19 protein-coding genes are annotated in these 19,224 nt (G+C 71.7%); 9 read left to right on the top strand and 10 right to left on the bottom strand.

Annotated elements, in window-relative coordinates; translation table 11 throughout:
* The 3 genes from ACP7BP_RS19815 to ACP7BP_RS19805 all read left to right on the top strand — a co-directional run.
* On the top strand, positions 1–329 hold a 329-nt coding region (locus tag ACP7BP_RS19815), incomplete at its 5' end, for a carboxyl transferase domain-containing protein (protein ID WP_426247182.1).
* A complete protein-coding gene (locus ACP7BP_RS19810; RefSeq protein WP_426247181.1) occupies positions 326–550 on the top strand; it encodes an acyl-CoA carboxylase subunit epsilon in 225 nt (74 codons plus the stop codon). The genes ACP7BP_RS19815 and ACP7BP_RS19810, both read left to right, overlap by 4 nt.
* A gap of 30 nt (positions 551–580) precedes the next feature.
* Entirely contained in the window at positions 581–1,192 is a 612-nt protein-coding gene (locus ACP7BP_RS19805) for a Maf family protein (RefSeq protein ID WP_426247179.1), read from the top strand.
* Here the strand turns inward: ACP7BP_RS19805 and ACP7BP_RS19800 are convergent.
* The 4 genes from ACP7BP_RS19800 to ACP7BP_RS19785 are packed head-to-tail and all read right to left on the bottom strand — an operon-like array spanning position 1,182 to position 4,602.
* Entirely contained in the window at positions 1,182–1,568 is a 387-nt protein-coding gene (locus ACP7BP_RS19800; protein ID WP_426247177.1) for a universal stress protein, read from the bottom strand. The two genes, ACP7BP_RS19805 and ACP7BP_RS19800, sit on opposite strands and share 11 nt — an antisense overlap.
* Positions 1,565–3,097, bottom strand: coding sequence for a tripartite tricarboxylate transporter permease (locus tag ACP7BP_RS19795; protein ID WP_426247175.1), 1,533 nt, complete (start codon positions 3,095–3,097; stop codon positions 1,565–1,567). Before ACP7BP_RS19795 ends, ACP7BP_RS19800 begins: the two co-directional genes overlap by 4 nt.
* Entirely contained in the window at positions 3,098–3,604 is a 507-nt protein-coding gene (locus ACP7BP_RS19790; protein WP_426247173.1) for a tripartite tricarboxylate transporter TctB family protein, read from the bottom strand.
* The gene (locus tag ACP7BP_RS19785; protein WP_426247171.1) at positions 3,604–4,602 is read right to left on the bottom strand and encodes a Bug family tripartite tricarboxylate transporter substrate binding protein; all 999 of its coding nucleotides are present in this window, start codon (positions 4,600–4,602) and stop codon (positions 3,604–3,606) included. The genes ACP7BP_RS19790 and ACP7BP_RS19785 overlap by 1 nt, the downstream gene beginning before the upstream one ends.
* A gap of 63 nt (positions 4,603–4,665) precedes the next feature.
* Between ACP7BP_RS19785 and ACP7BP_RS19780 the strand changes: the two genes are divergently transcribed.
* On the top strand, positions 4,666–5,274 hold the full coding sequence (locus ACP7BP_RS19780) for a CDP-alcohol phosphatidyltransferase family protein (RefSeq protein WP_426247170.1): 609 nt from the start codon (positions 4,666–4,668) through the stop codon (positions 5,272–5,274).
* Entirely contained in the window at positions 5,271–5,729 is a 459-nt protein-coding gene (locus tag ACP7BP_RS19775) for a VTT domain-containing protein (protein WP_426247168.1), read from the top strand. Before ACP7BP_RS19780 ends, ACP7BP_RS19775 begins: the two co-directional genes overlap by 4 nt.
* On the opposite strand, the gene ACP7BP_RS19770 is transcribed toward ACP7BP_RS19775, so the two are convergent.
* On the bottom strand, positions 5,706–6,170 hold the full coding sequence (locus ACP7BP_RS19770; protein WP_426247166.1) for a GtrA family protein: 465 nt from the start codon (positions 6,168–6,170) through the stop codon (positions 5,706–5,708). The genes ACP7BP_RS19775 and ACP7BP_RS19770 overlap by 24 nt on opposite strands.
* Before the next feature lie 24 nt (positions 6,171–6,194).
* The gene (locus ACP7BP_RS19765) at positions 6,195–7,391 is read right to left on the bottom strand and encodes an acyl-CoA dehydrogenase family protein (protein WP_426247164.1); all 1,197 of its coding nucleotides are present in this window, start codon (positions 7,389–7,391) and stop codon (positions 6,195–6,197) included.
* 78 nt (positions 7,392–7,469) lie between these two features.
* Between ACP7BP_RS19765 and ACP7BP_RS19760 the strand changes: the two genes are divergently transcribed.
* The gene (locus ACP7BP_RS19760) at positions 7,470–9,251 is read left to right on the top strand and encodes an acetyl/propionyl/methylcrotonyl-CoA carboxylase subunit alpha (RefSeq protein WP_426247162.1); all 1,782 of its coding nucleotides are present in this window, start codon (positions 7,470–7,472) and stop codon (positions 9,249–9,251) included.
* 98 nt (positions 9,252–9,349) lie between these two features.
* On the opposite strand, the gene ACP7BP_RS19755 is transcribed toward ACP7BP_RS19760, so the two are convergent.
* From ACP7BP_RS19755 to ACP7BP_RS19745, 3 genes are all read right to left on the bottom strand, one after another.
* Positions 9,350–10,642, bottom strand: a complete 1,293-nt coding sequence (locus tag ACP7BP_RS19755) for a calcium-binding protein (RefSeq protein ID WP_426247160.1) — start codon at positions 10,640–10,642, stop codon at positions 9,350–9,352.
* Between the two features lie 113 nt (positions 10,643–10,755).
* A complete protein-coding gene (locus tag ACP7BP_RS19750) occupies positions 10,756–11,904 on the bottom strand; it encodes an NAD(P)/FAD-dependent oxidoreductase (protein WP_426247158.1) in 1,149 nt (382 codons plus the stop codon).
* A gap of 10 nt (positions 11,905–11,914) precedes the next feature.
* Entirely contained in the window at positions 11,915–13,168 is a 1,254-nt protein-coding gene (locus tag ACP7BP_RS19745; RefSeq protein ID WP_426247156.1) for a SpoIID/LytB domain-containing protein, read from the bottom strand.
* 186 nt (positions 13,169–13,354) lie between these two features.
* On the opposite strand from ACP7BP_RS19745, the gene ACP7BP_RS19740 reads away from it, so the two are divergent.
* Positions 13,355–16,735 carry a pyruvate carboxylase gene (locus tag ACP7BP_RS19740; RefSeq protein WP_426247154.1) on the top strand — a complete coding sequence of 1,127 codons (3,381 nt, stop codon included), beginning with the start codon at positions 13,355–13,357 and terminating at the stop codon, positions 16,733–16,735.
* A gap of 122 nt (positions 16,736–16,857) precedes the next feature.
* On the opposite strand, the gene ACP7BP_RS19735 is transcribed toward ACP7BP_RS19740, so the two are convergent.
* Complete coding sequence (locus ACP7BP_RS19735) at positions 16,858–17,400, bottom strand: DUF1360 domain-containing protein (RefSeq protein ID WP_426247153.1); 543 nt, start codon at positions 17,398–17,400, stop codon at positions 16,858–16,860.
* 145 nt (positions 17,401–17,545) lie between these two features.
* Between ACP7BP_RS19735 and ACP7BP_RS19730 the strand changes: the two genes are divergently transcribed.
* Together ACP7BP_RS19730 and ACP7BP_RS19725 are read left to right on the top strand one after the other, a co-directional pair.
* On the top strand, positions 17,546–18,316 hold the full coding sequence (locus ACP7BP_RS19730) for a histidine phosphatase family protein (RefSeq protein WP_426247152.1): 771 nt from the start codon (positions 17,546–17,548) through the stop codon (positions 18,314–18,316).
* On the top strand, positions 18,313–19,197 hold the full coding sequence (locus ACP7BP_RS19725) for an NAD(P)H-hydrate dehydratase (protein ID WP_426247150.1): 885 nt from the start codon (positions 18,313–18,315) through the stop codon (positions 19,195–19,197). The genes ACP7BP_RS19730 and ACP7BP_RS19725 overlap by 4 nt, the downstream gene beginning before the upstream one ends.
* The last annotated feature ends 27 nt before the right edge of the window (positions 19,198–19,224 follow it).

Genomic DNA, 19,224 nt, shown 5'->3' with positions numbered 1-19,224 from the left:
ACGACGTGATGGGCTCCAAACACCTCGGCGCCGACCTCAACCTCGCCTGGCCCACCGCCCAGATCGCCGTGATGGGCGCCCAAGGCGCCGTCAACATCCTCTACCGCCACGAACTCAAAACCGCCGCCGACCCCACCGCCCGCCGCGCCGAGCTCGTCCAAACCTACGACGACACCCTCGCCAACCCCTACCAAGCCGCCGAACGCGGCTACATCGACGCCGTCATCACCCCCCACGAGACCCGCACCGAGATCACCCGCGCCCTCCGCCTCCTCCACACCAAACGCGAGACCCTGCCCCCCAAGAAACACGGAAACATCCCCCTATGAGCGAGCCAGCCGACCAGGCGACGCCGCCGCTGCTGACCATCGTCAACACCGACGCCACCCCTCACGAGATCGCCGCCCTCGTCGCGGTGCTCTCCGCCCTGGGGTCCGGACAGGCACCGCCGGAGAAGCCGGTCTCGGAGTGGGCCTCGCACCGCCGCAAGGTGCGCCGTACCCTCCCGCACGGACCCGGCGGCTGGCGGGCCAGCGCCCTGCCCCGCTGAGGTGACTCGACCGGTGGATAGGGTCGCCGGGTGACCGTGCCGTTCGTCCTCGCGTCCGCATCTCCCGCCCGTCTGCAGACGCTGCGCGGGGCCGGCCTCGACCCGCACGTCGTCGTCAGCGGCGTCGACGAGTCGCAGCTCCACGGGCTGCCCCCGGTGGAGCTCGCGCTGCAGCTGGCCGAGCTCAAGTGCGCGGCCGTGGTCGAGCGCGGAGACCTCCCCGAGGGTGCCCTGGTGCTCGGCTGCGACTCGGTGCTCGAGCTCGACGGCGAGGCGCTCGGCAAGCCCGCCGACGCCGCCGAGGCGACCCGGCGCTGGCGGGCCATGCGCGGACGGGTGGGTGTGCTCCAGACCGGGCACTGCCTGCGCGAGACCGTGACCGGAGCGGTGGCCGCCGCGACCGCGTCCACCACGGTGCGGTTCGCCGACGTCACCGACGACGAGATCGCGGCGTACGTCGCGACCGGGGAGCCCCTCCACGTCGCCGGCGCCTTCACCGTCGACGGCCTGGGCGGTGCGTTCGTCACCGGCATCGAGGGCGACCACCACAACGTGGTCGGCGTCAGCCTGCCGCTGCTGCGCGACCTGGTGCGCGAGCTGGGGCACGAGTGGACGTCACTGTGGAGTCCCGTCAGGGCTTGACCGCCACCACCGGGCACCGCGCCTCCATCAGCAACCGGGTGGCGACGCTGCCCATCAGCATCTTCCCGACCTGGCTGCGGTGCCGGATGCCGATGACGAGCGCCACGGCGTCGACCTCGCGGACCACGGCGAGGATCTCGTCGGCGACGTCGGCACCCATGGCCTGGCGCAGCTCGACGTCGACCGGGGAGGCCGAGAGGCGCTCCTCGAGCTCGGCGCGGGCGGCCTCGCCGACGTACTTGGTGTCGACCAGCGTGTCGCCACGCGTCGCGTTGACCACGACCAGTCCGGTGCCGCGCCGCTGGGCCTCCGAGAGGGCCTCGGCCAGGGCCGCCTCGCCGTACTCGTTGGGGATGTAGCCGACCACCACGCTCATCGACGCGCCTCCTCGTCCACCGTCTCGTCGCGCCGCGCGGGCACGCTTGCGCGTCGGCGGAGACGCTCGACGGCGAAGGGCACGACCAGCGCCAGCACGATGATCACGTAGATCGCGACCGCCAGCGGCTCGTTGAAGAGGCCGCTCACGGCGCCGTCGGAGAGGTCGAGCGCCTCGCGCATCTTGGTCTCCATCAGCGGGCCGATGATGACGCCGAGGATGAGCGGCAGGATGGGGATCCCGAATCGGCGTACGGCGAAGCCCACCGCCCCGAAGACCAGCAGCAGGGCGATGTCGAACGCACTCTGGTTGACGGCGTAGGCGCCGAGCGAGGCGAAGAACAGGATGCCGGCGTAGAGCTGTGGCCGCGGGATCTGCAGGAGCTTGGCCCACAGGGGCGCGAGGGGCAGGTTGATGACGAGCAGCAGCGTGTTGCCGATGAGCAGGCTGGCGAGAAGGGTCCACACGAGGTCGGGCTGGTCGACCATCAGGGTCGGCCCGGGCACGATGCCGTAGGTGTGCATCGCGGCGAGCAGGACCGCAGCCGTCGCGGTGACCGGCAGGCCGAGCGCGAGCAGCGGCACGAACATGCCTGCCGCGCTGGCGTTGTTGGCCGCCTCCGGCCCGGCGACGCCCTCGATGGCGCCGTGGCCGAACTCGCCGGACTTGCGCGAGAGCCTCCGCTCGAGCACGTAGGAGAGGAACGTCGGGGTCTCGGCACCGCCCGCGGGCAGCGCCCCGAACGGGAACCCCAGCGCGGTGCCGCGCAGCCAGGGCTTCCACGAGCGCCCCCAGTCGTCGCGGCTCATGAACGGCCGGCCGACCGGGATGACGTCGATCGGCTGGCGCCGCAGGTGCGCGGCGATCCAGAGCGCCTCGCCGATGGCGAAGATGCCCACCGCGACCACGACGATGTCCACGCCGTCGGCGAGCTGGAGGACGCCCCCGGTGAGGCGGGCCTGGCCCGTGGAGAGGTCGAGGCCGACGAGCCCGATGGTGAGGCCGATCGCCAAGCCGATGAACCCGCGCAGCTTCGACGACCCCAGCACGGCGGTGACGAGCACCAGCGACAGCAGCATGATCGCGAAGAAGGAGGGTGCGCCGATCTCCACCGCGACCTCGGCCAGCGGAGGCGTGAAGAAGGCGACGAGCAGGGTGCCGATCGTGCCGGCGACGAACGAGCCGATCGCCGCGGTGGCCAGCGCCTGTGCGGCCCGGCCCTTCTTGGCCATCTTGTTCCCCTCGATCGCCGTCATCACCGACGCCGACTCACCGGGGGTGTTGAGCAGGATGGAGGTCGTGGACCCGCCGTACATGCCGCCGTAGTAGATGCCGGCGAAGAGGATGAACGACTGCGTGGGCTCGAGGCCGAAGGTGAGCGGCAGCAGCAGCGCCACCGCCATCGCCGGCCCGATGCCGGGCAGCACGCCGACGAAGGTGCCGAGCAGCACGCCGACGGCGGCGAAGGCGAGGTTCTGCGGCGTGAAGGCGTTGCCCATGCCGTCGAGGAGCAGGTTGAGGGTGTCCATCTAGAGAACCCCGTCCAGGATGCCGGGCGGGAGCGGCACGCCGAGGCCGACGTAGAAGAAGTACCAGCTGCTGACGGAGAGTACGACGCCCACGATCAGGTCGCGCACCAGCGTGCGCGAGCCGAGGGCCCAGGCACAGCCGGCGAACAGCAGCGCGCCGGTGATGGCCCAGCCGACCAGGTTCACCAGCAGCATGTTGAGCACCAAGATGCCGACCAGCTTGCCCACGGTGAGCCAGTCGGGCGGGGTGGTCAGGTCGATGTCCTCGCCCTCCTCGCCCTGGGCGACGTCGCCGCGGGCGGTGGCCATCGCGAGCAGCACGGCGAGCACGACCATGGCGCCGCCGATGACGTAGGGGAACACCCGTGGCCCCACCGGGTCGCCGAACCCCACGTTGAGCCCTCGGGCGTCGATGAGCGTGTAGATGCCGACCAGGGCGAGCGCCGCGGCGAGGAGGTACTGCCCGCGGTCGACGCGGACCGGCTCCGGGGTCCTGGTGGTGGCCATCAGATCAGCCCCAGCTCTTCGAGGGTGCTCGACACCCGTTCGTCCTGCTCCTCGATGAAGGCGGTGAAGTCGTCGCCGGTCTTGAAGTCGTCGGTCCAGCCGTTCGTCGTCAACTGCTCCTGCCATCCCTCCGAGTCGTGCATCGCCTCCAGGTAGCCCACGAGCTCGTCGCGACGCTCCTCGGAGATGTCGGGTGGTGCGAGCACCCCGCGCCAGTTCAAGAAGACCAGCTCGATGCCCGACTCGGTCAGCGTCGGCACGTCGGCGAACATCTCCTGCGGTGAGCGGTCCTCGCCGGAGACCGCCAGCATCCGCAGCTCGCCGTCCTCGATCGAGCCGGCGAACTCGGACGGCCCGGAGAAGCCGGCGTCGATCTTCGCGCCCAGCAACGCGCTCGTGAGCGGCCCGCCGCCGTCGTAGGACACGTAGTTGACGTCGTTGGGGTCGATGCCGACCTCGGCCGCGAGCTGCATCGGGAACAGGTGGTCGGGCCCGCCCGGCGAGGACCCGCCACCGAGGGCCAGTGAGCCCGGGTCGGCGGTCCAGGCCTGCACGAAGTCGTCGACCGTCTGGAACGGCGAGTCGTCGGGCACGAGGATCCCCTCGGGCTCGCTCATCAGCTGCGCGAGCGGGGTGGCGTCCAGGAGGCTGTAGGTGCTGGCGAACGAGTAGGTCGAGCCGACGACGCCGAGCCCCACGGTCATCATCGTGTGCTCGTCGCCGGCCTCGCCGATCAGGTCGGTCATCGCCGCCGCACCCCCGGCGCCGATGACGTTGTCGACGGTGAAGGAGCCGCCGGTGATGTCGTCGTCCTCCATCACGTCCACGGCCGCCCGGCCGGTCAGGTCGTATCCGCCGCCCGGGCTGTTGGGGATGATCATCAGCAGGTCGCGGCTGTCCTCCCCCCGGGTGACCCCGCATGCAGTGAGCGGCATGAGTGCCACCAGCGCTACGAGCATCGACCACCGGCGCGCCTGCTGCTCTCGGTTTCGTCGCACGGGCCCACTGTGCCGCCTACCACCTGCACTGTCGAGCATGGGCCGACCGGTAGCCTCCGCACCATGGGGGTGACCAGGGAGACCGCTGCCGACCCGGCCGCGGAGCGGCTCTGGACCGCGGCCACCGTGATCACCTTCGTGCGCACGGCCATCTCGGTCTCACTCGCGGCCTGGGCGGCGTACGACGGCAACCTCACGCTGCTGGTCGTCGCGCTGGCCGTCTACTGGGTCGGCGACATGCTCGACGGGTTCGTGGCCCGCATCCGCGACGAGGAGACCCGCATCGGTGCGGTGCTCGACATCTTCAGCGACCGCTTCTGCGCCGCCGCCTTCTACATCGGCCTCGCCTGGCTCGAGCCGCACCTCTCCCCCGCGATCTTCGTCTACCTGGCGGAGTTCATGGTCATCGACTGCTTCTTGTCGATCGCCTTCCTGGCGTGGCCGATCCGCAGTCCCAACTACTTCTACGAGGTCGACCGCCGGCTCTGGCTGTGGAACTGGTCCAAGCCGGGCAAGGCCACCAACTCCGCGCTGTTCGCCGTGCTCCTGCTCGTGACCGGCTGGATGTGGCTCGGCCTGGCCATCGCCCTCGCCCTCGTGGTGCTCAAGTGCGTCTCGCTCGGCTGGCTGATGAAGCTGAAGCTGCCGGTCCCGGAGCGGGTCGCTTCGTGAAGCTGCTGGTCGGGACCTTCTTCTTCTCCTTCGGCTCGGCCCTCCTCCCGCTCCTCAACGCCGAGGCCTACGTCGCCGTCGCGGCCAACTCCCATCCCGCGGTGCTGATCGCGCTGATCGCCGCCGTGGGCCAGATGGTCGGCAAGATCCTGTGGTATTACGCCGGCGCCAACGCCGAGAAGCTCCCGTGGCTCCACCGCAAGATGGACCAGCCCAAGGCTCGCGCCAACATGGAGAAGTGGCAGGCACGGACTCAGGGCCGGCCGTGGTTCACTGCGCTCCTGCTCTTCGCGTCGGCGTCGCTGGGCTTCCCGCCCTACGCCGTCATGGCGGCCCTGGCGGGGGTGCTGCGCGTGAACCTGATGGTCTTCCTCGTCACCGGCCTCGTGGGGCGCTTCCTGCGCTTCTGGGTCGTGGCCGCCGCGGCGACGTCAGTGTTCGACCTGGTGCGCTGACACCAGCGTCGGGGCGGACCGGAAGACGAACCGCCGGAACAGGTAGAACCGCGCGCCGAACCCCAGCCCCAGGCCGACGACGTTTGCCGCGAGGTTGTCGGCCACGGCGTTCTCGATGCCGAGGCCGTTGCGGGTCAGCCACAGCAGGGCGACCGGGATCGCCATCGTGGCGACGTTGATCAGCAGGTACGCCGACCGCCCGCCGTCGGCGTGCACCGGCGGGCGGTGCCGGAAGGCCCACGAGCGCGTGCCGCGGTAGCTGACCAGCATGCCGACGGTGTTGGCGACGACGTAGGCGAGGATCGCGTGCTCGGCCATCGGCGCGTCCAGGGCACCCCAGCCGTGCAGCAGGTAGTTGAACAGCACGAACGAGACGAAGGTGGCGACGATCCCGACCGTGGCGAACCTGCTGACCTCGCCCAGCAGTCGGCGTGAGTCCATGGGGCAAGGCTAACGATGAGGGGGCTACTCGACGGGGAGGCCCAGGCCGCGGGCGATGAGCAGCCGCTGGACCTCGGAGGTGCCCTCGCCGATCTCCAGCACCTTGGCGTCGCGGTAGAAGCGCGCGACCGGGTACTCCTCCATGAAGCCGTAGCCGCCGAAGACCTGGGTCGCGATGCGGGTCGCGGTGACGGCCGACTCGGTGGCGTAGAGCTTGGCGACGGCGGCGGCCTGCTTGAAGTCCTTGGTGGAGACCGTCTCGCCCGCCTCCATCCGGTCCCTCATCTCGGCGGCGCGGTAGGTCAGCAGGCGAGCGGCGTCGAGCATGACCTGGAGGTCGGAGATCTGGAAGGCGACCCCCTGCTTGCGCCCGATCGGGCCGCCGAAGGTCTGCCGGTCCCCGGCGTACCGGAGGGACAGGTCCAAGCACGCCTGGATGCAGCCGACGGCCAGCGCGGCGATGGCGACGCGGCCGTCGTCGAGGGTGGCGAGGAACTGCGCGTAGCCGCGGCCCCGTTCGCCGAGCAGGTTGGCCTCGGGCACGCGGACGTCCTCGAAGCTCAGCGGGTGGGTGTCGGAGGCGTGCCAGCCGAGCTTGTCGTAGGCCTTCTCGGCGGTGAAGCCGGGTGTGCCGCTGGGCACGATGATCGTGCTGATCTCGGGCCGTCCGTCCTCGCGCTCGCCGGTGCGGGCGGTGACGGTCACCAGGCTGGTGATGTCGGAGCCGGAGTTGGTGATGAACTGCTTGGCGCCGTTGACGACCCACTCGCCGTCGGAGAGCTGCGCCTTGGTGCGGGTGGCGCCGGCGTCGGAGCCGGCGCCGGGCTCGGTCAGCCCGAAGCCGGCGAGCCGTTCGCCGCTGACCAGGTCGGGCAGCCAGGTCTGCTTCTGCAGGTCCGTGCCGTAGGTGAGGATCGGGTTGATGCCCAGGCCGACGGCCGCCTCGAGGGTGATGCCCATCGACTGGTCGACCCGGCCGATCTCCTCGATGGCCACGCAGAGGCTGGTGAAGCCGCCGTCCTCGCCGGCCAGGCCGGCGCCGCCGTACTCCTCCGGCGCCGTGAGCCCCATCAGGCCGAGGGCGCCCATCTTCTTCACGACATCGGTCGGGAAGTGGTGGTCGCGGTCCCACTGCGCGGCGTACGGCGCGATCTCGGCCTCCGCGAACTCGCGGACGCTGCGGCGGAACATCTCGTGCTCGGGCGACAACTCATAGGCCATGGCCACATGCTAGCCGCGAGGGTTAACGATCGCTAACCATTCGCCGGACCTTCGGTCGTCTTCGGCCGAGCGGGCGATATGGTCGGGCGCGTGCCAGACATCAAGCCGCTGCAGAAGGTCCTGATCGCCAACCGTGGTGAGATCGCGGTGCGGGTGGTGCGTGCGTGCAGGGACGCGGGGATCGGGTCGGTGGCGGTCTATGCCGACCCGGACCGGGATGCGTTGTTCGTGCGGTTGGCCGACGAGGCCCACGCGCTGGGCGGCTCGACCCCGGCGGATACGTACCTCGACATCGCCAAGATCATCGCGGTCGCGCAGAAGACCGGTGCGGACTCGGTGCACCCCGGGTACGGGTTCCTGGCCGAGAACGCCGGGTTCGCCCAGGCCGTGCTCGATGCCGGGCTGGTGTGGATCGGTCCCCCGCCCGAGGCGATCGAGAACCTCGGCGACAAGGTCAGGGCCCGCCACATCGCCGAGCGCGTCGGTGCGCCCCTGGCTCCGGGCACCAAGGACCCGCTCGCGAACGCCGACGAGGCGGTCGCCTTCGCCGAGGAGAACGGCCTCCCGATCGCCATCAAGGCCGCCTTCGGCGGCGGCGGCCGCGGCCTCAAGGTGGCCCGCGAGATGTCGGAGGTCGCCGAGGCGTTCGAATCAGCCGTCCGCGAGGCGGTCTCGGCGTTCGGCCGGGGCGAGTGCTTCGTGGAGAAGTTCCTCGACCAGCCCCGGCACGTGGAGACCCAGTGCCTGGCCGACTCCCACGGCAACGTCGTGGTCGTCTCCACCCGCGACTGCTCCCTGCAACGACGCCACCAAAAACTCGTCGAGGAGGCCCCCGCACCGTTCCTCACCGACGACCAGGTCTCCAGGCTCTACGAATCCTCCAAGGCCATCCTGCGCGAGGCCGGCTACGTCGGCGCCGGGACGTGTGAGTTCCTCGTGGCGAAGGACGGCACCATCTCCTTCCTCGAGGTCAACACCCGCCTCCAGGTCGAGCACTGCGTCTCCGAGGAGGTCACCGGCATCGACCTGGTCCGCGAGATGTTCCGCATCGCCGCCGGCGAGGAGCTCGGCTACGACGACCCCGTCATCCGCGGGCACTCCATCGAGTACCGCATCAACGCCGAGGACGGCGGCGCCAACTTCATGCCCGCCCCCGGCACCCTGACCGCCTGGACCCCACCCACCGGCCCCGGGATCCGCCTCGACGGCGGCTACCAGAACGGCGAGACCGTCCCAGGCGCCTTCGACTCCCTGATCGCCAAGCTCATCGTCACCGGCGCGGACCGTACCCAAGCCCTCGAACGCTCCCGCCGCGCCCTCGCCGAGTTCGTCGTCGACGGCATGCCCACCGTCATCCCCTTCCACCGTGCCGTGGTCGAGGACCCCGCCTTCATCGGCGACGGGCACACCTTCTCGGTCTACACCACCTGGATCGAGACCGACTTCGACAACCAGATCACCCCCTACCCCGGGCACAACCCCGACACCGACGAGCCCGCTGAACGGCACAAGGTCACCGTCGAGGTCGACGGCCGCCGCCTCGAGGTCGTCCTGCCCGGAGGCCTCGGTGGCCTCAACACCGGCCACGGGGCAGCGAAGAAACCCAAGCGCACCGCCCGCACGAAGGCCGCCGCCGCCGCGTCCGGCGACGCCGTGACCAGCCCCATGCAAGGCACCATCGTCAAGGTCGCCGTCAGCGAAGGCGACCACCTCACCGAAGGCGACGTCGTGGTCGTCATCGAGGCCATGAAGATGGAACAGCCCATCAAAGCCCCCAAGACCGGCACCGTCACCGGCCTCCACGCCGAGGTCGGCGCCACCCTCACCCAGGGCGCCGTCATCTGCGAGCTCAAGGACTGAGGACTCGGGCGAGGGGCCTTGGTCTCGAGGCTCCTCGCTGGCGCTCGTCGCACCTCGACCGGCGGCGGTCCCGGTCGCACCTCGACCGGCGGCGTTGACTACTCGCAGAGGCGGCGGGACTCGGCGCTCGTGCAGCTGTCGGTACCGGCCTGGCCCCACACGGTGTCGTGGCCGTTGCCGCCGTCGAGACGGTCGTTGAAGAAGCTCCCGTAGGCGAAGTCGTTGCCGCCGTTCAGCCTGGCGTCGAGCGCGCCCCCGCGAGCCACACCCACCAGCTCACCGGTGTTGGCGCCGGTGAAGTCGACGGAGACGTAGTCGTTGACGACGACCTGCTCGATGCCCTTGACCGTGCCGGCCCCACCGACGGCGGAGTCGATGACCCCGGAGGCGAGGTTGACGCGCACGTTGGGCCGGCTGCCGGGGTCGCCGAACGTGGTGGCGAGCGTCAGGACGTCGATCCCCGAGGAGCCGTCGATCTTGCTGCCGCCGCCGCGGACGACGTTGGCGAACAGCGCGTCGTTGCCGGCGCCGGCGCTGACCTTCGCCGGGTCGCCGGACTGGGCGTAGATGGAGTCGATCTCGGGACCGCCGGAGAGGGAGTCCCGGCCGCGGAAGCTGTAGAGGTAGTCGACACCCTCGCCCCCGGCGAGGGTGTCGTTGTCGTCGCCACCGGGCACGGGTCCCTCGGCCCACAGCACGTCGCCGCCGCCGAGACCGTTGATGGTGTCGCTGCCGCCGCCACCCTCGAGGTAGTCGTCGCGCCCGGAGCCGTTCATGCTGTCGGCGAACCCCGAGCCGATGATGCCGACCTGGCCGGCCGTGACGATGGTGTCGGCGCCGTCTCCGGCGACGGTGCCGGTGGAGCCCGTGGCGCCGAGATTGACCGTGACGGGCACCGGGGAGGTCGCGTAGGTGACGCGGTCCGGGATGGTCTCGTCGCGGCTGTTGCGCGCGTCGGCGACGGGGTCGATGAGGTCGTTCCCGGCGCCCGGGTCGATCAGGTCGCCGACCTTGTGGTCGCCACGACCGTCGAACCAGAAGGCGTCGGCGCCGCCGTAGACCTTGTCGTCACCCGCGCCCGCCACGATGGTGTCGGCGCCGGAGCCCCCGCAGATCACGTCGTTGCCCTCGAGCGCGTCGACGAAGTCGTCGCCGTTGCCGGCCGAGACCACGTCGGGTCCGGAGGTGCCGGTCAGCTTGTCGGGACCGTCGGTGCCGACGATGGTGGCCGGCAGCCCGGCGCAGACCTCGGCGGCGCGGGCCAGCTTGAGACCCGGCTGAGCGGTCGCCGCGGACAGCCCTCGGCCGGCGGTGACGTCCGCCGTACCTGGCGCACCCCACAGCGTCGAGATCGTCACGACCCCGGCCAGGAGAACGAATCGCTTCTTCATGGCACCCCCTTGCGACCGCCAACGGTACGTGACTGGAGTGACGAATGCTGACAAGCGGTGCGCCCCGCGCGTTTCCCGCGCCGGTCCCCCGGCCGGCACGCCCGGGCGGAGGCTCAGTCCGTGAGCGGCATGCCGACGGCGGCCTTGATCTGGTCGGAGGAGTCCCAGTCGTTGACCTGCATCGCGGCCGTGACAAGACCGTCGTGGAGCCAGTAGGCGCGGAAGACGCGCCCGGGCACATCGCCCCGGGTGACCACCTCGTCGTCGCGGCCGCCGCGGCCGACGTACTCCATGCCGAGGTCGTACTGGTCGGTGAAGAAGTACGGCATCCGGTCGTAGGTCTCGGACCCGCCGGCCATGTTGCGCGCGGCCACCTTCGCCTGCTCGATCGCGTTGTCCCAGTGCTCGACGCGGATCCGGCCGAGGGTCGGGTGGTCGTGCGACGCGATGTCGCCGATCGCCCAGATGCGCTCGTCGCTGGTCCGCAGGGTGGCGTCGACCAGCACGCCGTCGTCGACGTCGAGCCCGGCCTCCTCGGCGAGCGTGGTGTCGGGCACCGCGCCGATGCCGACGACGAGGACGTCGCCCTCGATGTCTGCGCCGTCGGTGCGGACCACCACCCCGTCGCCGCGGCGCTCGATGCCGGTGACGCTCGCGCCCAGCCGCAGGTCGACGCCGTGCTCGCGGTGCAGGTCGGCGAACACTCCGGCGACCTGGTCGCCGAGCACGCCCTGAAGAGGCAGGTCTGCTCGCTCGACGACGGTCACCTCCGCGCCGGCCCTGCGCGCCGCCGAGGTGACCTCAAGCCCGATCCAGCCGGCACCGATCACCACGACCCTCGTGCCGGCAGTGAGCCGCGACCGCAGCTGCTCGCTGTCGTCGATGGTGCGGAGGTAGAGCGCGCCGACCGCGTCCGCCTCGGGCAGGTGCCGCGGCTGCGAGCCAGTGGCGAGCAGCAGCGCGTCGTACGACGTGGTGGTGCCGCGGTCGGTGGTGACCGTGCGGGCGTCCCGGTCGATGGCGACGACGCGCTCGCCGGTGTGGAGGTCGACGTCGTGGTCGGCGTACCACTGTCGTTCGTGGCAGCGCACCGACGCGGGCTCCTTGTCGCCCATGAGCACAGACTTCGAGAGCGGTGGCCGCTCGTAGGGCTCGTGGGGCTCGGCGGCGAACACGACGACCTCGCCGTCGAAGCCGGTGTCGCGGAGCTCGGTGGCTGCTGTGGCCGCGGCGAGGCCGCCGCCGACGATGACGATGCGCATGCCCGGGACGCTACTCCCGGCGAGCCACCGGGGATGCGGTCACCTGGGTGAACGTGAACCACGTCGACCGCAGTCCGAGCGCCGAGCGCACGGTGTCCCCGGAGACCGTGACGGTGCCCTGGTCCCCGACGATGGTGAGCTCGTCCACGCGGCCGCCCCACTCCCCGTTGCCGTCGCGGGTGTCGACCACGAGCTGGGTGAGGTTGCCGACCTTCGGCCACTTCGCCTCGATGGCAGCGTCGGTGATCTTCCTGGTCCAGGTGTGCACCGGGTTGCCGGCCCAGCCGTCGTACGGGTCCTCGCGCGCGGCGAGGTAGGGCACCGAGCCCGCTGCCGTCCACCCGCCGCTGCTCGAGGCGAACTGCGTGAACGCCGGCTGCCCGCCCACGGTGAGCGCCTGGCCGGCTGTCGCCGCGATGGCGGCGTCGGAGCTCGGATGCTCGGCCGACTGGCCGCCGTAGACCTGGCAGAACGTGGTGTCGCAGACCTGGTAGTGCCCTGCCCGGGGGTGTGCCCGTTCGTAGGACGCGTAGGAGCGAGCCGCCACGGCCTGGGCGCGCACGGCCTCGGGGCTCCACGTGGCCGGGATCTCCAGCGGCACGACGCCGCGCAGGTAGCGCTCGATGTTGACGATGTTGACGGTGTCGCGAGCCACGCCCCCCGGCGTGGGCGAGGCGGCCCGGAGGCGGCCGCGGTAGGACACCGTGCCCGAGGGCGTCACCAACGCGATCGGCGCGCCCCTCGCGGCGAACTCGCCGTCTCCCGCGAAGGCCATCAGCCGACGCCAGCCCGACGTGCCGGCGCGGTACGAGACGACCGTCTTGCTGCGCTTGTTGGCCACCAGCCGCCACTGGGTGGCGCCGTTGGCCGGAAGCAGCCACTTCTGCCGGGTGACGGTGTTGCGGACGCTGAGGTCCGAGCGGGCGGCGACGACCAGGTCGTCGGAGGTGTCGGCGCTGACCAGCACCTTGATCGGCCCGGTGGCGGTGCCCCACTCGGTGCCGGCGTAGTAGAAGCCGATGATGTCGCGGTAGCCGAGGCCCGCCCGGGCGGCTCCCTCGGCGCCGTACTGGGACATGCCGTGGCCGTGACCGTAGCCGCGGCCGGCGATCGTGATCGACGCTGAGGCCGGCACCGCGAAGACCTCGTTGGTGGCGACGCTCTTGGCCAGCGACGGCGACTGCATCGAGAGTCCCATCGGCAGTGCCAGGACCGCCGTCGCCGCGACCAGCAGCCTGATCGTGCCGACTCGGACGGGGCTCATGGCGCACTCTTCCTGGGTCTGGTGTGGCGACTGATGCTCGATGGGACCACGCCTGTCACAGCAGTCTCAATGGAATGTCTACAATTACAGTCGTGTAATTCGAGGCGGCCTCGGAGCGAGTGACCGGAGTACGGACCGGTAACCGGGCTGGCGGACACTCGGGCCGCGGGTGGGTAGCCTGCGCGCATGTTCTCCAAGGTCCTGGTCGCCAACCGCGGTGAGATCGCGATCCGCGCCTTCCGCGCCGCCTACGAGCTGGGCGCGGAGACGGTTGCGGTCTTCGCGTACGAGGACCGGCTCTCGGAGCACCGGCTCCGCGCCGACGAGGCCTACCAGATCGGCGAGCGCGGCCACCCCGTCCGCGCCTACCTGGACCCTGACGGCATCGTCGCGGTCGCCCTGCGTGCTGGGGCCGACGCGATCTACCCGGGCTACGGGTTCCTCTCCGAGAACCCCGGCCTGGCCGAGGCGTGCGCCGACGCCGGCATCACCTTCGTGGGTCCCACCGCGGAGGTGCTCACCCTCACCGGCAACAAGGCCCGGGCCATCGCGGCGGCCCGCGCGGCCGGCGTACCCACGCTGGCCAGCGTCGAGCCGTCGACCGACGTCGAGGCGCTGGTCGAGGCGGCCCGCGAACTGCCCTTCCCGGTGTTCGTGAAGGCGGTCGCGGGTGGCGGCGGCCGGGGGATGCGCCGGGTCGACGACCCCGCCCACCTGCCCGAGGCCATCGAGACCTGCATGCGCGAGGGCGAGGGCGCCTTCGGCGACCCCACCGTGTTCATCGAGCAGGCGGTGGTCGACCCGCGGCACATCGAGGTGCAGATCCTCGCCGACGGGCAGGGCCAGGTGATGCACCTCTTCGAGCGCGACTGCTCGGTGCAGCGCCGGCACCAGAAGGTGGTGGAGATCGCCCCGGCTCCGCACCTCGACCCTGCGCTGCGCGACCGGATGTGCGCCGACGCGGTGCGCTTCGCCCGCGAGATCGGCTACCGCAACGCCGGCACCGTGGAGTTCCTCCTCGACCCGGCCGGCAACTACGTCTTCATCGAGATGAACCCGCGCATCCAGGTCGAGCACACGGTGACCGAGGAGATCACCGACGTCGACCTGGTGCAGAGCCAGCTGCGGATCGCCTCCGGTGAGACCCTCGACGACCTCGGCCTCTCCCAGGAGTCGCTGGTCATCAGGGGCGCGGCGCTCCAGTGCCGGATCACCACGGAGGATCCCGCCAACGGCTTCCGTCCCGACACCGGCAAGATCACGACCTACCGCTCGCCCGGCGGCGCGGGGGTGCGGATCGACGGCGGTACGACGTACACCGGCGCCGAGGTCAGCGCGCACTTCGACTCGATGCTGGCCAAGCTCACCTGTCGTGGGCGCACCCACGAGATCGCGGTGCAGAAGGCCCGGCGGGCGCTCGCGGAGTTCCGCATCCGCGGGGTCTCGACGAACATCGCGTTCCTGCAGGCGGTGCTCGCCGACGCCGACTTCGTCGACGGGCGGGTGACCACGTCGTTCATCGAGGACCACCCCCAGCTGCTCGCGACCCGGACCTCCGGCGACCGCGGCACCAAGCTGCTCGCCCACCTGGCCCACGTCACGGTCAACCAGCCACACGGACCGGCGCCGGTCAGCATCGACCCGGCCAGCAAGCTGCCGCCGGTGGACCTGAGCGTGCCCGCGCCCGACGGCACCCGCCAGCTCCTGCTCGCCGAGGGGCCGGAGGAGTTCGCGCGCCGGCTGCGGACGCAGACGCAGGTGGCGGTGACCGACACGACGTTCCGGGACGCCCACCAGTCGCTGCTGGCGACCCGGGTCCGCACCCGTGACCTGCTGCAGGTCGCCGGGCACGTCGCCCGCACGACGCCGCAGCTGTGGTCGCTCGAGGCCTGGGGCGGGGCGACGTACGACGTCGCGCTGCGGTTCCTGGCTGAGGACCCGTGGGACCGGCTGGCCGCGCTGCGCCAGGCCGTGCCGAACGTCTGCCTGCAGATGCTCCTGCGCGGGCGCAACACCGTGGGCTACACGCCGTACCCCACCGAGGTCACGAACGCCTTCGTGCAGGAGGCCGCGGCCACCGGCATCGACGTCTTCCGGATCTTCGACGCCCTCAACGACGTCGAGCAGATGCGACCGGCGATCGAGGCGGTCCGCGCGACCGGCAGCACCGTCGCGGAGGTGGCGCTGTGCTACACCGGCGACCTGTCGAGCCCCGACGAGAGGCTCTACACCCTCGACTACTACCTCGCCCTGGCCGAGCGGATCGTCGAGGCCGGTGCCCACGTGCTCGCCATCAAGGACATGGCCGGCCTGCTCCGCGCACCAGCCGCCCGCACGCTCGTCACCGCGCTGCGCGAGCGCTTTGACCTGCCGGTGCACCTGCACACCCACGACACCCCCGGCGGACAGCTCGCGACCCTGGTCGCCGCCATCGACGCAGGGGTCGACGCCGTCGACGCCGCCACCGCCTCCATCGCCGGGACCACCTCCCAGCCGGCCCTGTCGGCGCTCGTCTCGGCGACCGACCACTCCGCCCGGGAGACCGGCCTCTCCCTCGACGCGGTCTGCGCGCTCGAGCCCTACTGGGAGGCCACTCGCCGCGTCTACGCACCCTTCGAGTCCGGGCTGCCCTCACCGACCGGGCGCGTCTACACCCACGAGATCCCCGGCGGACAGCTCTCCAACCTGCGCCAGCAGGCCATCGCCCTGGGTCTGGGCGAGAAGTTCGAGCAGATCGAGGACATGTACGCCGCCGCCAACACCATCTTGGGCAACGTCGTGAAGGTGACGCCGTCCTCGAAGGTGGTCGGCGACCTCGCCCTGCACCTGGTGGCGGTCGGAGCGGATCCCGAGGTCTTCGAGGAGAACCCCGACAAGTTCGACATCCCGGACTCGGTGATCGGCTTCCTCAACGGCGAGCTCGGCGACCCGCCCGGCGGCTGGCCCGAGCCGTTCCGCAGCAAGGCCCTGGCCGGCCGCACCTGGAAGCCGCCCGCCTCCGAGCTGACCCGGGAGCAGTCGGCACGGCTGGCCACCCATCCCCGCGAGACGCTCAACGAGCTGCTCTTCCCGGGCCCCACCGCCACCTTCCTCGAGTCCCGGCAGACCTACGGCGACGTGTCCGTGCTGCCGACCCTCACCTACCTCTACGGCCTCAAGCAGGGCGAGGAGATCGAGGTCGAGATCTCCCCGGGCAAGCGGATCCTCTTCGGCCTCCAGGCGGTCAGCGAACCCGACGAGCGCGGCTTCCGCACCCTGATGGCCACCATCAACGGCCAGCTCCGCCCCGTGTCGGTGCGCGACACGTCGGTCGCCGCGGAGGTCACCGCCGCCGAGAAGGCCGACCCGTCGGTGCCCGGACAGGTCGCCGCACCCTTCCAGGGCGCGGTGACGCCGGTGGTGGCCGAGGGCGACACCGTCGCGATGGGCGACACCGTCGCGACGATCGAGGCCATGAAGATGGAGGCCTCCATCACCGCCCCGGTGGCGGGCCGGGTCGCCCGCCTCGCGATCACCTCGACCCAGGCCGTCGAGGGCGGCGACCTGGTGCTCGTGCTGGAGGCCTGAGCCCGCACCCGGTGCTGACGGCTGCGGTCCGGCGCCCACTCCCCGTACCCTGGCCGCCCAGACCATCGGGGGTACGCGGAAGGGGTTGGGGGACGACGCAAGGGACCGCCATCGGACGGGCGTCAGTCGTCGCGCAGCCTCGCGTAGAGGTGCTGCAGCGAGTCCGACACCGCCGTCACGGCGAACACCGCCGCCCAGGTGCGCGCGGGGCGCGGGGCGAGCGCGAGCGACGCGACGTACCCCGTCCCGACCCAGACGGCGAGGCAGAAGGGGCAGGTGAGCAGCTCCCCCACCGTGTGCCGCGCACCGTGCGAGCCCCGGGCGGCCTCGTCGTGCTCCGCGGACCCGGCCGGCCGCTCGAACCGCGTGAACGGGGCCCGCAGCGGGCTCGTGACCGACGCCTTAGACAGGAGGCGGGTGAACTTGTGGGTGGCCAGACCGCCGAGGACGACGTCGGCCACGGTGTAGCGCTCGGGCAGGCCGCGGCCCGCGGTCCGGGACGCCGCGACCAGGACGCCGACCGTCGCGGCGTACGTCGCCAGGCTGCCGGCGAACCCGGCCAGGTTGACCTGCCCCTGCGGATCGTAGGAGCGGGCGATCCTGGCGACCGCGCTCCCGGCGTGCTCGAGGTGGAAGGCGCTGACACCCTCGGTCACAACACTCATCACCTCCGTTACCCCCTCGTGGGCGTCTCACTCGCGATGGGAGGCGCCGATGTGCCGACACGCCGGGCCGGGTGCTGGTGCATGCTGGTCGCCCCGCAGGGGCACATGGTGGCCAGCGAGATCGTTCGTGGAGAGTGAGACATCGGTGAGACCAAGGTGGAACGGCGGACCGGCCGAGATCGTGCTCGTCAGGCACGGGCACAGCGTCGGGAACCTCGCAGACTCCCGGGCCCGTGAGTCCGGGGCCGAGCGTCTCGACCTCGACGCCCGGGACGCCGACGTCGAGCTGTCGGACACCGGGCAGGCGCAGGCTGACGCCCTGGGCGCCTGGCTCGGCCGGGCCGGGCAGGACGCCCTGCCCACCGTGGTGATCAGCTCGCCGTACCGCCGGGCCGCCGAGACCGCACGCCGCGTCGTCGCCGACCACGACCTCGACCTGGTGCTCGATGAGCGGCTGCGCGAGCGCGACCTCGGGGTCTTCGACGGGCTCACCGGGCGCGGCATCAAGGCGAAGTACCCCGAGGAGGCCGAACGGCGCGTGAAGCTCGGGAAGTTCTACTACCAGCCCCCTTCGGGCGAGAGCTGGGCCGACGTCGTGCTGCGCGTCCGCAGCCTGCTCGACGACCTGCGCCACGGCTACGACGACGCCCGGATCTGGCTGTTCAGCCACCAAGCGGTGATCAGCAGCTTCCGCTACGTGCTCGAGGGCATCTCCGAGGAGGAGCTGTTGGAGATCGACCGGAGCACCCCCATCCCCAACGCCTCCTTCACGACGTACCGCCGCCAGGGCGACTCCTTCGAGCTGGACTCCTTCGCCGACACCACGGCGGTCGACAAGGCCGACGTCGAGGTCACCGAGCAGCCGAGGCACGACGGCGACCAGGAGACCGACAGAGCAGCCACGGAGGCACAGTGAGCGCCGGCGGCCCGACCACGGTCACCCCGGCGACGCTGCGCGACTGGCAGCTCCCCGCACCCGGCTCGGGGAAGGGTGCCCGCGGCGAGGTGCTCGTCCTGGGCGGGAGCAGCGGTACGCCGGGGGCCGTGCTGCTCGCGGGCGAGTCCGCGCTGCGCGCCGGGGCGGGCAAGCTCGTGCTGGCGACGGTGGAGGACGTCGCCGCGGCGCTGGCCGTGGCCGTGCCCGAGTCGATGGTGCTGGGCCTCCCCCGCACCGAGGAGGGAGAGGTGTCACCCGGCTCCGCGCGGCTCCTGCAGCCGCGACTGGAGACGGCTGACGTCCTCGTCGCGGGCCCCGGAGTGACCGACCCGCAGGCCGCCGTCGACCTGATGGCCGCCGTGCTGCCCGACGTCACGGGCTCGCTGGTGCTCGACGCGCTCGGCTCGGCGTACCTCACCGAGCACCCCGAGGGGCTGCACCACCTCGAGGGCCGGGCGGTGCTGACCGTCAACCCGACCGAGCTGGCCCGGACCGCGCACTGCGACGAGGCCGAGGTCGAGGAGGACCCCTGGGGCCCCGCCACCCGGGTGGCGAGGCGGTCGCGCGTGGTGGTGCTCTGCGGTGGCAGCACCAAGTACGTCGTCACGCCCGACGGCGATGCCTGGACCGTCCAGGGCGGCGGCCCCGGCCTCGGTGTCTCCGGCTCCGGAGACACACAGGCGGGCATCGTCGGCGGGCTGACGGCCCGGGGCGCGGAGCCGGCCCAGGCCGCGGTCTGGGGCGCCTACCTGCACGCCCGGGCCGGCGAGCGGCTCGGCGCCGCCGTGGGCGTCGTGGGCTACCTGGCCCGGGAGATCCCCGAGCAGGTCCCCCGCGTCCTGGTGGAGCTGCAGGCCTGACCCCTCCGGATCGGCCCGCGATCGGGC

The sequence above is a fragment of the Nocardioides sp. LHG3406-4 genome, from assembly GCF_049897745.1.
Lineage (GTDB): Bacteria > Actinomycetota > Actinomycetes > Propionibacteriales > Nocardioidaceae > Nocardioides.
This window is presented reverse-complemented; position numbering and strand designations above follow the sequence as displayed.